Source organism: Stenotrophomonas sp. 1337, from assembly GCF_031455455.1.
Lineage (GTDB): Bacteria > Pseudomonadota > Gammaproteobacteria > Xanthomonadales > Xanthomonadaceae > Stenotrophomonas > Stenotrophomonas indicatrix.
In genome coordinates, this window is sequence record NZ_JAVDSR010000001.1 from 101,409 (window position 1) to 114,006 (window position 12,598).

The following is a 12,598-nucleotide window of genomic DNA, read 5'->3' on the forward strand; positions in this document are numbered from 1 at the left end:
GCCCAAGGCTGGACGTGGCTGGCTTGGGCTCACCGGGGGTCAGCCGCACGCAGCGGATCGACCACCGTGAATTCCCCTCAAAACTCGATCCCGTTGGCTGCACGCTGGCAGGCAGGCAGTCCCAGCGCGATACGCGTTCGCCCGACCGTGGCCGCGATATCCTGTTCAAAGCCAGCCCCTGACTCCAGGCAATGCAGCAGCCCGACAACCCTCTGCTTCAGCTCAACGGCCCATGGCACGTCATTTGGATCGGCGATCACTTCTGCAAACAGCAACCCACTGCGTTCGACCTCACCCGCCAACCCCGCCAACACCGCCGAGTGGTACGTGTTCCATAGCGTGGGCGATGCATTGGCAGTAGTCCACGCCAGCGCGTGGGCGATCGAGGGGAAGCGATCGCGCAGCGCAACGACTTCCTGCGCTGCACGCCTGGCCAGCAGCGTGGCCTCCGCCGAGAACTGCTCCTCGTCGATGAATTCGTGGAAGGTTCCCACTCTGTGTCCGGCGTCGAATGAAAGGAAGTCCTTCTCATGCCAGAGCCAGCACGCTCCAACATTCAGATAGCTTCCCTTCCGTCCCGAAGAGGGCTGGAATTCAACCACGCCGATCCACCATACCTGGTCGTCAATCCAGATTCTGGAGCGTCCCTTCTGCACGCAGCCCAGAGGGCGCAGCACCGTTCTGGCTGCAGCATTGATCATTCGAGAGTGCTGAGCGGTCGACATCGAAGGCATCCTTGCGCTTGCGAACGTTCGCGGAATCGTACTGGAAGGAACGTCGGCCAGCACCATTGAATCGGCGAAGAACCCGCCCACTCGTCCCTTCAACATTGCTGGTCGTCCGCTTCATACGAAAGCGCAGAGACGTCGGTGAAACCAGAAAGGGGGCCGGCTGCGGGCACCGCGCACAGGAGTGCGGTGGTGTGCGCAGCGTGACACTTCCGCAAACGACACTGGAAGCGGGTGAATCAATGATCCTGCCGATTCACTCCATCATGCGCTCTCGCCAACGGCGCTTCTCCACGGTCCGGATGTTGGGCTGCGCGCGCAGTACATCCAGATGTCGAGAAAGATGAAGCAATTCATCGTCGCAACCATCACCAGTGAACTCCCGCACCTGTATCAGATTTCCGTAGTTCTTGGCGTACTTGCTGGGAGTGTCGTCAATGCCGATCATCTGCTCCAGCGCAAAGCCTAGACGTTTCAGTTTGGCCAGGCGCTTCTGGCTGGTGTAGCCACCGGTCTCCCAATCACGCGCAGTACTGCAACGCTGGGACGACCACAGGAACTCCAGCGTGCGCCCTGGCATCAACCATGCCACCAGTGGCTCGGCATACAGACTGCCGGAAGATGTCCACACCCCTACGCTGAAGTGCGCGAATGCGAAATCCAGGAAGTCGTCAACGTAGGGCCGCTTGTAGACGTGATAGCCCACCACTTGAGTGTCAGCAGGACGGTGCAACTGACGCGCACTGGCATGAACCAGCGTTTCATCGAGATCGAGCACCAGGAGCTTTCGGTCAGTTGTGGGCATGCTTCCGGTCTGGTCTCGTTCCACGCTCAGCGGCATCGATAAAGTAAAAGTACTCGACAAGGTAGCGGCTGGGTCCGCCGCCTTTCAACAACATACCCCACAGCGTCAGCAGCATGCTGGACGCCCTGGGCCTACCCACACTGGTGGCGAGATGCCTGGTGGCAGCCCGGCTGGGGGACTGGTTGCCTAGGCTGAGATACCCGTCCGCTGCTTGACAGGCTGCCGGGATGTCCGGACCCTTCGCGGCATGACAATCGACGTCGAACACCTGAGCCTGCGCGAACTGAACGCCCTTGTGACTGCTGCCGAGCAGCGAAGGGCGCTGGTTGCCAGCCGCCGCCCCGTGGCCGTTGTCCGTCGCAAGCTGATCGCCTTCGCCGCGCAGTGCGGCTACACGATTGAAGAGCTGATCGGGGCCGCGCCCGCCGAGGCCGCTGCACCGGTCCGCAAACCTGCCACACGGCGCAAGGCGGGCAAGGTGGCGGCCAAGTACCGCGACCCGGACAACAAGCGCAATACGTGGTCGGGCCGCGGCCGGATGCCGCGCTGGCTTGCCGAGAAGACCAAGCATGGCCGCAGCCCTGCCGATTTCCTGATTCCCGGGCTGGGCCGGTCCGACGTTCGAAAGTCCAGCGCGATCGGGCAGAGAACCGTCTTCAAGCAGAGCTGATCCGGCGCACTTCGCTGTAGCGCATGCGCGACAGGTCGCCGGCAGCCTGCAGCGCGCCACGCTCGACCAGCTTGCGCACACGCCCTGCGTAGAACACATCTGGAATTCCCGGCGGACGTTCGGGATCCAACGACATCGCCGTGCCCACGATATAGGCGACTTTGCGGAACTGACCGTCACAGTGGGAAAGCAGCTGCTGATCGATCCGCGCGACGTCCTCCTCGGTCAGCGCTGCGATGCGGTGCCGCTGTTCGTTGGTGAGGTGCGCATCGCAGTCCGGCGCGTCGTCAGTGTCAGCCAGCCGGCCATTTACAGCCAGCAGGCGGACCAGCACGAAGAAGCCAAAGTCTGCCAACTCCGCTTCGGACAGGCCTACCGGGTCGGCAAGCATGCCTGGTGGATAGTCCTTGAACGTAACGAACGTGCGGTGCTGCCACATACCGGCGGTGTCCGATTTCCGCAGGTCATCCATTACCACGCGCAAGCCTCCATCGGGCAGATCAGCCAGGCTGCACAGCACAGCGTTGCGAAGGGTTGCGGCGTTCTTGTGCGTGTCCATGCCGATTCTCACGTTCCATGCGTAGCGGCGAACTTAGCACCGCTGCAACTGACCCGGGCGACGACTTCCTGTAAACCACTATTTTATATTAATAGTTGACAGCGTTCCCAACCCCACCCAGACTGCGCCCTCGCTCCAGCCCTTCCAAGGTCCCGCCATGGCAACCGCCATCCGCCACGACTGGCACCACGACGAACTGCAGGCGCTGTTCAACCTGCCTTTCCCGGAACTGCTGTTCCGCGCCGCCGCCGTCCACCGCGAGCACTTCGATCCGGCCCAGGTGCAGGTCTCCACGCTGTTGTCGGTGAAGACCGGTGGCTGCCCGGAAGACTGCGCGTACTGCCCGCAGGCGCAGCGCTACAGCACCGGGGTCAACGCACAGAAGCTGATGGACACCGATGCGGTGCTGGCCAAGGCCCGCCAAGCCAAAGCGGCCGGTGCCTCGCGTTTCTGCATGGGTGCAGCGTGGCGTTCGCCGAAGGACCGCGACATCCCCAAGGTGGCGGCAATGATCGCCGGGGTGAAAGCGCTGGGCCTGGAAACCTGCGCCACGCTGGGCATGCTCAGTGGCGAGCAGGCGCGCGCGTTGAAGGACGCCGGCCTGGACTACTACAACCACAACCTCGATACCGCGCCGGACTACTACGAGTCGATCATCCACACCCGGCAGTACCAGGATCGCCTGGATACGCTGGGCCATGTGCGCGATGCGGGGTTGAAGACCTGCTGCGGCGGCATCGTTGGCATGGGTGAAACACGCGCGCAGCGGGTCGGCCTGCTGCTGGCGCTGGCCACCTTGCCGGCGCATCCCGATTCGGTGCCGATCAACAAGCTGGTGCAGGTGGCCGGCACGCCGCTGCATGGCAGTGCCGAGCTGGACCCGTTCGAGTTCGTGCGCATGATCGCCGTGGCCCGCATCGCCATGCCGCATTCGATGGTGCGGCTGTCGGCCGGCCGCGAGGCGATGAGTGATGAGCTGCAGGCGCTGTGCTTCCTGGCCGGCGCCAACTCCATCTTCCATGGCGACAAGCTGCTGACCACCGGCAACCCGGAGAGCGAGCGCGACATGGCCCTGTTCGCACGCTTGGGCCTGCAGCCGATGGCGGTGCAGGTGGACGCCGACGGTCATGACCATGGCGGCACCGTGCATGCCGATATCAGCGCCGATGGCCCCGGCTGCGGCTGCGCCCACGCGGCCTGAGCCGGCGGCCAAGCAGGCGTCGCGGCAACGCGCTACCCTAGCCGCCCCGTCGCCGCATCCAGCCGCCATGGCACGCCCCGACCTGACCGCCCGCCTCCAAGCCCAGCGCGCGTTGCGCGATGCACAAGGCCGTCGCCGCCCGCGGCGCACGGTCACCCGTCGCGATGGTGTGCGCCTGGAAGTCGATGGGCGCTGGCTGACCGGCTTCTGCAGCAACGATTACCTGGGCCTGGCCCAGCAGTTCAGCGTGGTCAACGCACTGCAGGATGCCGCTGCGCGCGAAGGCGCCGGTGCCGGTGCCTCGCATCTGGTCTGCGGCCACCACGCGCTGCACGACGCATTGGAACGCGAAGTGGCCGAGTGGCTCGGTTATCCGCGTGCCTTGCTGTTCGGCAGTGGCTTCACCGCCAACCTGGCCGTGCAGCAGGCGCTGCTGGGCGAAGAGAACGATGTCTGCGTGCAGGACAAGCTCAACCACGCCAGTCTGCTCGATGCCACCCGGCTGGCCGGCGCGCGCCTGCGCCGCTACCCGCACCTGGACGCGGAAGGTGCGATGCGCCAACTCAAGCATGCGCCCGATGGCGCAGCGATGCTGGCTACCGACGGTGTCTTCAGCATGGATGGCGATGTCGCGCCGCTGCGTGCGCTGTCGCTGGTCGCGCGCCTGCAGCAGGCGCTGTTCTACGTGGACGATGCGCATGGCGTGGGCGTGCTCGGCGATGGTCGTGGCGCGGTCGCCACCGCCGGCCTGGGCGTGGACGATGTGCCGCTGCAGCTGGTCACCCTGGGCAAGGCGCTCGGCGGTTCCGGCGCGCTGGTGCTCGGCCGCGAAGACCTGATCGAGCACCTGGCCGAAACCGCACGCCCCTACATCTACACCACCGCCATGGCGCCGGCGCTGGCGGCATCCGCATTGGAAGCGGTGCGCCTGGCCCGCCGCGATCATTGGCGGCGGGCGAAGCTGGCCGATCTGATTGCCCTGTTCCGCAGCGAAGCGCGACGTCATGGGCTGGATCTGATGGCATCGGAAACGCCGATCCAGCCGCTGTTGTGTGGCGACGACCACACTGCCATGGCGATGTCGCAGGCGCTGGAGCAGGCCGGCTGGCTGGTCGGCGCGATCCGCCCACCGACCGTGCCGGAAGGCAAGGCGCGCCTGCGCGTCACCTTGTCCGCGCTGCACACCACTGAGCAGGTACGCGGCCTGGTCGAAGCCATCGCCGTTGCACGCGACCGCGTGGCCTTTGCCGCGCGTGAAGTGCTGCCGCCGTCGTTGCCGGCGCTGGCCTGAGTGATCGTGTAGTTCCCCATGCATATTGAAGTGACCGGCCATGGGCCGGACCTGGTACTGATCCACGGCTGGGCCCTGCAGGGCGGCGTGTTTGCGCCGCTGGTGCAGCGCTTGGCCGATCGATTCACGCTGCATCTGGTCGACCTGCCCGGCCATGGCCACAGCCGCGACGACAGCACCCCGCTGCGCCTGCCGTTCGTGGTCAATGCCATTGCCGCGGCCACGCCGCCAGCGGTGTGGTGCGGTTGGTCACTGGGCGGTCTGTTCGCGCTGCACGCGGCGGCCACGCTGCCGAAGGTGCGCGGTCTGGCGATGATCGCCGCCACGCCGCGCTTCGTGCGCGGTGATGACTGGCCGCATGCGGTGGAGCCATCGGTATTCGAGCAGTTCGGTCGTGACCTTGCGCAGGACTTCAGTGGCACCCTGGAACGTTTCCTGGCACTGGATGTGATGGGTTCGGCGCATGCCCGCGAGGAACTGCGCACCCTGCGGCAGCGCCTGGTCGAACGCGGAGCGCCCACCGAACGCGCACTGCACGAGGGCCTGCAGCTGCTGGAGAACACCGATCTGCGCGGTGCCCTGCCCGCACTGGGCAAGCCCAGCCTGTGGATTGCCGGCCAGCGTGACCGTCTGGTCTCGCCGGCGGCGATGCAGGCCGCTGCCGCGCTGGCGCCCGGGGGGCAGTCGTTGACCGTGGGTCATGGCGGCCACGCCCCCTTCCTCGGCCACGCCGATGACGTTGCAGCCGCCCTGCAACACTTCGTTGCCGGCCTGTCACCGGCCGATGGCGGACAATGAGCCTTCCTAAGCTTGTGCAGGACTGACGCATGGATCTGGGCATTTCCGGCCGCTGGGCACTGGTCTGCGGCGCCAGCAAGGGGCTTGGCCTTGGCTGCGCGCGCGCATTGGTGCGCGAAGGCGTGAACGTGGTCATCGTCGCCCGCGGTGACGCTGCGCTGCAGGCCACGGCTGAAGAACTGCGTACGCTGCCCGGTGCCGCTGAAGTGCGGGCGATCGCCGCCGACGTCACCACAGAGGCGGGCCGCGCCCAAGCGCTGGCCGCCTGCCCGCAGGTCGACATCCTGGTGACCAACGCCGGCGGTCCGCCGCCGGGCGACTTCCGCACGTTCGAGCGCGACGACTGGATCGCCGCGCTGGACGCCAACATGCTGGCGCCGATCGCGCTGATCCGCGCCACCGTGGACGCGATGATCGAGCGCGGCTTCGGCCGCATCGTCAACATCACCTCGTCATCGGTGAAGGCACCCATCGACGCGCTGGCGCTGTCCAACGGCGCGCGCAGCGGCCTGACCGGCTTCGTCGCCGGGCTGGCGCGGCGCACCGTCGTCCACAACGTCACGATCAACAATCTGCTGCCCGGCCAGTTCGATACCGACCGCCTGCGCGCCAACTTCGCCCACGCCGCCGGCCAGGACGGGGACGTGCAGGCGGTGGCCGAACGCCGCCGCCAGCAGATCCCCGCCGGCCGTTTCGGCACGCCGGACGAATTCGGCGCCGCCTGCGCCTTCCTGTGCAGTGCACAGGCCGGTTACCTCACCGGGCAGAACCTGCTGATCGACGGCGGCGCCTACCCCGGTACGTTCTAAGAGACTTCTGCAATGCCGTCCCACTTCGATGCCCGCCATGTCCGCCGCGCCTTCGCCCGCGCCGCCACCAGCTACGACGCTGCCGCCGCCCTGCAGCGCGAGGTGCAGTCGCGGCTGCTGGAATCGCTGGACTACCTGGAGGCACGCAAGCCGGAGGTGGTGCTGGATATCGGTGCCGGCACCGGCCATGCCAGTGCGCTGATGAAGAAGCGCTGGCCGAAGGCGCAGGTGATCGCGCTGGACGTGGCGCTGCCGATGCTCAACCAGGCCAAGCGCCAGGCCGGCTGGTGGAAGCCGTTCCAGCGCCTGGCCGCCGATGCCACGGCGCTGCCGTTGGCCGACAACAGCGTCGATGTGATCTTCAGCAACCTGTGCCTGCAGTGGGTGGACGACCTGCCGGCGGTGTTCGCCGGTTTCCGCCGCGTGCTCAAGCCCGGTGGGTTGCTGGTGTGTTCGACGTTCGGGCCGGAAACGCTGGTCGAGCTCAACGAGGCCTTCGCCGCCGCCGACGACCGCCCGCACGTGAGCCGCTTCGCGCAGATCGCCCAGTTCGGCGATGCGCTGATGATGGCCGGCTTCCGTGATCCGGTTCTGGACCGCGACCTGTTCACCCTGACCTACGACGACCTGCCCTCGTTGATGCGCGAGCTGCGCGCGATGGGCGCGACCAACGCACGGGTCGATCGCCGCCATACGTTGACCGGCCGGGGGCGGTTCGCGGCGGCAGCGGCGGCGTACGAACCGATGCGCCGTGCCGATGGCAAGCTGCCCAGCAGCTGGGAAGTGATCTACGCCCATGCCTGGGCGCCGGATCCGGGCGCGCCGATCCGCGAAGGTGGGCATGACATTGCTTCCGTGCCGGTGTCGGCGATCCCGATCCGGCGCAAGCAGACCTGATTCGAAGGCGCCGCCGGGCATGGCCCGGCGCTACCAGCCGACCTTGATCGGCGCTGTGCTTCCCGTGCCGACCAAGGTCGGCAACTACCAAAAGCAGGTCCCGGCCAGGCGCGCGTTATGGGTAGCGCCGGGCCATGCCCGGCGAGCGCAGCGGCAGCCGCTCAGGTATTGGCCGGTGAACTCAACGGCGGCCGTACCAGGTCGCGGTGGAAGAAGTAGATCTCCTGCACCAGGAAGCGCCAGCTGGTATGGAAGCTGCGGAAGCGCGTGCTGGGCGTGGACGAGGCCAACGCCTGGATGCCCAGCGCCTTGCTCAGGCGCAGCGCGCGCGCCATGTGCAGCGGGTCGCTGACGATGATCACCGAATGCAGCTTGCGCTGGTCCATCAGCCGCTTGGCCTCGACCAGGTTCTGCACGGTATTGCGCGAGGCGGTCTCGATGAGGATCGCCTCATCGGGAATGCCGTGCTTGAGCGCATAGCGCCGGGCCACCTGCGATTCCGAGAAGCGCGCACCGGTGCCGCCGTAGCCTCCGGTAAAGATCAGCAGTGGCGCGTAGCCGGCGTCGTACAGATCCAGGCCGTGGCGGATGCGCTCTTCAAACACCGGCGAGGGCTTGGCATCGTAGGCCGCCGCACCCAGCACGATGATCGCGTCCGCCTTGGCCGCCTGGTCGCGTTCGCCGACCCAGACGATCCAGGCGGTCACGCCCAGCAGCCAGATCACCAGCAGTACGAACAACCGCCACACCCAACCGAGCAGGCCGGTACGTTCGCGATGGCGGCCGCGGCTCATGGCGCTCCCCAACGCAGGGCAGGCAGATCGACATTGCCGCCGGACAGGACCAGTCCAACGCGCAGGCCGGCGAAGCGCGCAGGCTGCGCAAGCACCGCTGCCAGCACGATCGCCGAGGACGGCTCGACCACCTGCTTGAGCACGTCCCACAGCAGGCGCATCGCCGCCACGGTGGCGGCATCGTCAACCACGATGACTTCGGCGCCCGCGGCCTGCAGCAGCGCGAAGTTGGGTGCGCCGATCAGTGTGCGCAGTCCGTCGCAGATCGTGTCCGGGGTAAATGCCTCCTGGCGCTTGCCGGTCGCCAGCGAACGGGCGGTGTCGTCGGCACCGGCCGGCTCGGCCAGCACCAGCCGCGTGCCCGGGCTGGCGTGCCGCAGGGCCAACGCAGTGCCACTGGCCAGGCCACCACCGCCCACCGGCACCACCAGCACGTCGAACGGCCCCTCGCTGTGCAGCAGCTCCAGCGCGGCCGTGCCCTGCCCGGCGATCACCGCGGGGTTGGTGTACGGATGGACCAGAGTGGCGCCGGTATCGGCCTGCACCTTGGCGCAGGTGGCCTCGCGGTCGGCAATGGTGGCCGGGCAGCGCCAGAGGGTGGCGCCATGCCGGGCGATATTGGCCAGCTTGGCGGCCACGGCCCCTTCCGGCACCACCACATGGCAGGGAATGCCCCGTGTGCGGGCAGCCAGCGCCAAAGCGGCACCGTGATTGCCGGAGGAATGGGTCACCACACCGGCACCGGCGTGTTCGGCGTCGAGCGACCACACCGCATTGCACGCACCGCGGAACTTGAACGCGCCGCCGCGCTGCAGGTGCTCGGCCTTGAACGCCAGTTGCGCACCGGCCAACGCATCCAGCGTGCGCGAGCGCAGCACCGGGGTCACGCTGGCATGGGGCGCGATCCGCGCGGCGGCGGCGAGGACGTCATCAGCGCGGGGCAACAGTGAATCGCTCATGACGCAAGATTAACGTATGGCCCCGCGCTGGCGAGGGCGCCATCGGTCATGCCAGCGTGCATGCCTACACCGCCATTCATCCTGGCCGGCGGAATTAAGGGCTGATTCAACGCCGGCGGCTGAAGCTGCCTGCATACCCGTCCTCTGGGGGGACCCATCATGAAAACGCGCCTGATGCTTGCCGGTGGCCTGCTGCTGGCCCTGACCGGTTGCACCACCTATGACTATGTCGGTGGCCGCGGCGGTGGCTACTACCACGGTGCGCCGTCGGTGGAGTACCGCTACCCCTATGGCTACCCGGCCGACTACGGCTATCCGTATTACGGCGGCGGTGGCTATTACGGCTATGGTGGCCCGTACTACCAGCGGCCGATCTACCGCCCGCCGCACCACAACCACCGCCCGCCACCGCGTCCCGGCAACGGCGGCGAAAACCGCCCGCCACCGCCGCCGCGCCAGAACAATGGCGGCTCGCCCTGGCGCAACATGGATTCGATGCGTCGACCGCCGCAGCCTGCACAGCGGGTCGAGCGCCCCTCGCCGCCGCCGCAGGCGCGTCCGGCTCCGGCTCCGCGTGCGCCGAGGATGAACAGTTCCCCTTGGCGTGCCATGGATCGTGAGAGATAGCGCACAGTTGACGCTTGTTCCATCTTGCATTTCACACGGTCCAAGCCTCAATCTACGCAGGTGGTGACGGCCAGCGTCACAAAGTGACAAAAGCGTTAAGGGCCCGTCCCAAACAGCTCTACGTCGATATCCGACAGGAACATCTGGATCCCCCCTGTTCCGGCCCTGTCGGATGTCGGCACCTTTAAAGACGAACGGCCCCGCACTGCGGGGCCGTTCGTTGTTTGGGACATCAGGGCGCGCGGGCAGTAGATCCACGCCATGCGTGGATGACGCGTTCCCAGCCGCCCCAAAAAACAGGGCCGGACAGTCCCCCGACTGCCGGCCCCTCTGCTTCCCCACCGTGCGCCTGTACCGGCCCCTGTTCCAATTCCGGTCACCAGCGCCTGCGGCGCCAGCCACGGTGGGTGCTATTGGGTTATCTGCAAAAATCCTGCCAACTTTAGGGTTGATTTCGACGCCGGCCGGCCGGCGCCAACGTCCCTGCCCCGATTGGCGCTAAAATCGCCACCCCGGCGCCGTCTCCGGCTGCGCCTGCCCCTTGCTGAACAGCCCCCATGATCGATTCCTTCCATCGTTACGACGTCATCGTCATCGGCGGTGGCCACGCCGGCACCGAGGCCGCGCTGGCTGCGGCCCGTACCGGCGTGCGCACCCTGTTGCTGACCCACAACATCGAAACGGTGGGAGCGATGAGCTGCAACCCGGCCATCGGTGGCATCGGCAAGGGCCATCTGGTCAAGGAAATCGACGCCCTCGGCGGTGCGATGGCGCATGCCGCCGACCGCGCCGGCATCCAGTGGCGCACCCTCAACGCCTCCAAGGGCCCGGCCGTGCGCGCCACCCGCTGCCAGGCCGACCGCAACCTGTACCGCATGGCGATCCGCGCCATCGTCGAGGGCCAGGCCAACCTGACCGTGTTCCAGGCGGCGGTGGATGACCTGGTCATCGAGGGCGACCACGTGCGCGGGGTCCTCACCCAGACCGGCCTGCGTTTCGATGCCGAGGCCGTGGTGCTGACCGCCGGCACCTTCCTGGCCGGCAAGATCCACGTCGGCCCGACCCAGTACGCAGCCGGCCGCATGGGCGATCCGCCCGCCACCACGCTGGCTGCACGCCTGCGCGAGCGGCCGTTCCAGGTGGACCGCCTGAAGACCGGCACGCCACCGCGCATCGACGGCCGTTCGCTGGACTACAGCGTGATGGACGAGCAGCCCGGCGACACGCCGCGCCCGGTGATGTCCTTCCTCGGCTCGGTGGATGAGCATCCGCAGCAGGTCAGCTGCTGGATCACCCACACCAGCGAGCAGACCCACCAGATCATCCGCGACGCCCTGCACCGTTCGCCGCTGTACAGCGGCCAGATCGAAGGCATCGGCCCGCGCTACTGCCCCTCCATCGAGGACAAGGTGGTGCGCTTTGCCGAGAAGGCCAGCCACCAGATCTTCGTCGAGCCCGAAGGCCTGGGCATCGTCGAGATCTATCCCAACGGCATTTCCACCTCGCTGCCGTTCGACGTGCAGCTGGAGATGGTGCGCAGCATCCGTGGTTTCCAGAACGCGCACATCACCCGCCCCGGCTATGCCATCGAGTACGACTTCTTCGATCCACGCGGGCTGAAGGCTTCGCTGGAAACCAAGCTGGTCAACGGCCTGTTCTTCGCCGGCCAGATCAACGGCACCACCGGTTATGAAGAAGCTGCCGCACAGGGCCTGCTGGCCGGCCTCAACGCCGCTCGCCAGGTGCGTGGCGTCGAGGGCTGGTGCCCGCGTCGCGACGAAGCCTACCTCGGCGTGCTGGTGGATGACCTGATCACCCACGGCACCAACGAGCCGTACCGCATGTTCACCAGCCGCGCCGAGTACCGCCTGCAGCTGCGCGAAGACAACGCCGACCAGCGCCTGACCCCGGCCGGCCGAGACATGGGCCTGGTCGATGATCGTCGCTGGCGTGCCTTCGAAACCAAGCAGGCTGCCGTGGCCGCCGAGCGCACGCGCCTGGGTGCGCTGTGGGCCACGCCGGCCAATGCGCTGGGCCGAGAAGTGCAGGAAACGCTGGGCGTGGCGGTCAGCCGCGAAACCAACGTGCTGGACCTGATCAAGCGCCCGGAACTGGATTACGCGCAACTGATGCGGGTGCCCTCGCTCGGCCCGGCCGTGGCCGATGGCAAGGTGGCCGAACAGGTGGAGATCGGGGTGAAGTACGCCGGTTACCTGGATCGCCAGCGCGAGGAGATCGAGCGCCAGCAGCGCCATGAAGCAACGCCGATTGCCGGCGATTTCGACTACGCCATCGTGCGCGGGCTGTCGGCCGAAGCGCTGCAGAAGCTCGAGCGGGTGCGTCCGCAGACCATCGGCCAGGCCCAGCGCATTCCGGGCATGACCCCGGCGGCGATCTCGCTGCTGCTGGTGCACCTGGAGCGCGCACGGCGCGGACGCGTGGCATGAAAAAACGGTAGTG

Annotated in this window: 13 protein-coding genes; 8 read left to right on the top strand and 5 right to left on the bottom strand. The window is 67.2% G+C overall.

Going from position 1 to position 12,598, the window contains the following annotated elements:
* Nucleotides 1–77 precede the first annotated feature (77 nt).
* Complete coding sequence (locus J2X70_RS00490) at nt 78–725, bottom strand: hypothetical protein (RefSeq protein WP_309908343.1); 648 nt, start codon at nt 723–725, stop codon at nt 78–80.
* Between the two features lie 259 nt (nt 726–984).
* Nucleotides 985–1,506, bottom strand: a complete 522-nt coding sequence (locus tag J2X70_RS00495; protein ID WP_309908345.1) for an HAD family hydrolase — start codon at nt 1,504–1,506, stop codon at nt 985–987.
* A 274-nt stretch (nt 1,507–1,780) separates the two neighbouring features.
* Between J2X70_RS00495 and J2X70_RS00500 the strand changes: the two genes are divergently transcribed.
* On the top strand, nt 1,781–2,203 hold the full coding sequence (locus J2X70_RS00500) for an H-NS histone family protein (RefSeq protein WP_032976866.1): 423 nt from the start codon (nt 1,781–1,783) through the stop codon (nt 2,201–2,203).
* On the opposite strand, the gene J2X70_RS00505 is transcribed toward J2X70_RS00500, so the two are convergent.
* Nucleotides 2,190–2,762 carry a DUF3658 domain-containing protein gene (locus J2X70_RS00505; RefSeq protein WP_279208217.1) on the bottom strand — a complete coding sequence of 191 codons (573 nt, stop codon included), beginning with the start codon at nt 2,760–2,762 and terminating at the stop codon, nt 2,190–2,192. The genes J2X70_RS00500 and J2X70_RS00505 overlap by 14 nt on opposite strands.
* Nucleotides 2,763–2,919: 157 nt before the next feature.
* On the opposite strand from J2X70_RS00505, the gene bioB reads away from it, so the two are divergent.
* The 5 genes from bioB to bioC all read left to right on the top strand — a co-directional run bounded on the left by bioB (nt 2,920) and on the right by bioC (nt 7,758).
* Entirely contained in the window at nt 2,920–3,963 is a 1,044-nt protein-coding gene (gene bioB, locus J2X70_RS00510) for a biotin synthase BioB (RefSeq protein ID WP_309908348.1), read from the top strand.
* Nucleotides 3,964–4,030: 67 nt separating this feature from the next.
* Nucleotides 4,031–5,254, top strand: a complete 1,224-nt coding sequence (bioF, locus tag J2X70_RS00515; protein WP_059065509.1) for an 8-amino-7-oxononanoate synthase — start codon at nt 4,031–4,033, stop codon at nt 5,252–5,254.
* A gap of 18 nt (nt 5,255–5,272) precedes the next feature.
* Entirely contained in the window at nt 5,273–6,052 is a 780-nt protein-coding gene (bioH, locus tag J2X70_RS00520; protein ID WP_059065511.1) for a pimeloyl-ACP methyl ester esterase BioH, read from the top strand.
* A gap of 29 nt (nt 6,053–6,081) precedes the next feature.
* Nucleotides 6,082–6,861 carry an SDR family oxidoreductase gene (locus J2X70_RS00525; protein WP_059065512.1) on the top strand — a complete coding sequence of 260 codons (780 nt, stop codon included), beginning with the start codon at nt 6,082–6,084 and terminating at the stop codon, nt 6,859–6,861.
* A 12-nt stretch (nt 6,862–6,873) separates the two neighbouring features.
* Nucleotides 6,874–7,758, top strand: coding sequence for a malonyl-ACP O-methyltransferase BioC (gene bioC, locus J2X70_RS00530; protein WP_059065515.1), 885 nt, complete (start codon nt 6,874–6,876; stop codon nt 7,756–7,758).
* 161 nt (nt 7,759–7,919) lie between these two features.
* Here the strand turns inward: bioC and J2X70_RS00535 are convergent, their stop codons facing one another.
* Together J2X70_RS00535 and J2X70_RS00540 are read right to left on the bottom strand one after the other, a co-directional pair.
* The gene (locus J2X70_RS00535; RefSeq protein ID WP_025877503.1) at nt 7,920–8,552 is read right to left on the bottom strand and encodes a YdcF family protein; all 633 of its coding nucleotides are present in this window, start codon (nt 8,550–8,552) and stop codon (nt 7,920–7,922) included.
* A complete protein-coding gene (locus J2X70_RS00540) occupies nt 8,549–9,511 on the bottom strand; it encodes a pyridoxal-phosphate dependent enzyme (protein ID WP_059065517.1) in 963 nt (320 codons plus the stop codon). Before J2X70_RS00540 ends, J2X70_RS00535 begins: the two co-directional genes overlap by 4 nt.
* 159 nt (nt 9,512–9,670) lie before the next feature.
* On the opposite strand from J2X70_RS00540, the gene J2X70_RS00545 reads away from it, so the two are divergent.
* Both J2X70_RS00545 and mnmG read left to right on the top strand, forming a co-directional pair.
* Complete coding sequence (locus J2X70_RS00545; protein ID WP_032952020.1) at nt 9,671–10,138, top strand: hypothetical protein; 468 nt, start codon at nt 9,671–9,673, stop codon at nt 10,136–10,138.
* Between the two features lie 557 nt (nt 10,139–10,695).
* Nucleotides 10,696–12,585 (top strand): tRNA uridine-5-carboxymethylaminomethyl(34) synthesis enzyme MnmG, encoded by a 1,890-nt coding sequence (gene mnmG / locus J2X70_RS00550; RefSeq protein ID WP_309908354.1) that lies wholly within the window; start codon nt 10,696–10,698, stop codon nt 12,583–12,585.
* Nucleotides 12,586–12,598: the final 13 nt, after the last annotated feature.

Excerpts from the sequence above, each read along its gene's own strand:
- J2X70_RS00490 (WP_309908343.1), bottom strand. The coding sequence starts at position 725 with ATGTCGACCGCTCAGCACTCTCGAATGATCAATGCTGCAGCCAGAACG.
- J2X70_RS00500 (WP_032976866.1), top strand. The coding sequence starts at position 1,781 with ATGACAATCGACGTCGAACACCTGAGCCTGCGCGAACTGAACGCCCTT.
- J2X70_RS00505 (WP_279208217.1), bottom strand. The coding sequence starts at position 2,762 with ATGGACACGCACAAGAACGCCGCAACCCTTCGCAACGCTGTGCTGTGC.
- bioB (WP_309908348.1), top strand. The coding sequence starts at position 2,920 with ATGGCAACCGCCATCCGCCACGACTGGCACCACGACGAACTGCAGGCG.
- bioF (WP_059065509.1), top strand. The coding sequence starts at position 4,031 with ATGGCACGCCCCGACCTGACCGCCCGCCTCCAAGCCCAGCGCGCGTTG.
- bioH (WP_059065511.1), top strand. The coding sequence starts at position 5,273 with ATGCATATTGAAGTGACCGGCCATGGGCCGGACCTGGTACTGATCCAC.
- J2X70_RS00525 (WP_059065512.1), top strand. The coding sequence starts at position 6,082 with ATGGATCTGGGCATTTCCGGCCGCTGGGCACTGGTCTGCGGCGCCAGC.
- bioC (WP_059065515.1), top strand. The coding sequence starts at position 6,874 with ATGCCGTCCCACTTCGATGCCCGCCATGTCCGCCGCGCCTTCGCCCGC.
- J2X70_RS00535 (WP_025877503.1), bottom strand. The coding sequence starts at position 8,552 with ATGAGCCGCGGCCGCCATCGCGAACGTACCGGCCTGCTCGGTTGGGTG.
- J2X70_RS00540 (WP_059065517.1), bottom strand. The coding sequence starts at position 9,511 with ATGAGCGATTCACTGTTGCCCCGCGCTGATGACGTCCTCGCCGCCGCC.
- J2X70_RS00545 (WP_032952020.1), top strand. The coding sequence starts at position 9,671 with ATGAAAACGCGCCTGATGCTTGCCGGTGGCCTGCTGCTGGCCCTGACC.
- mnmG (WP_309908354.1), top strand. The coding sequence starts at position 10,696 with ATGATCGATTCCTTCCATCGTTACGACGTCATCGTCATCGGCGGTGGC.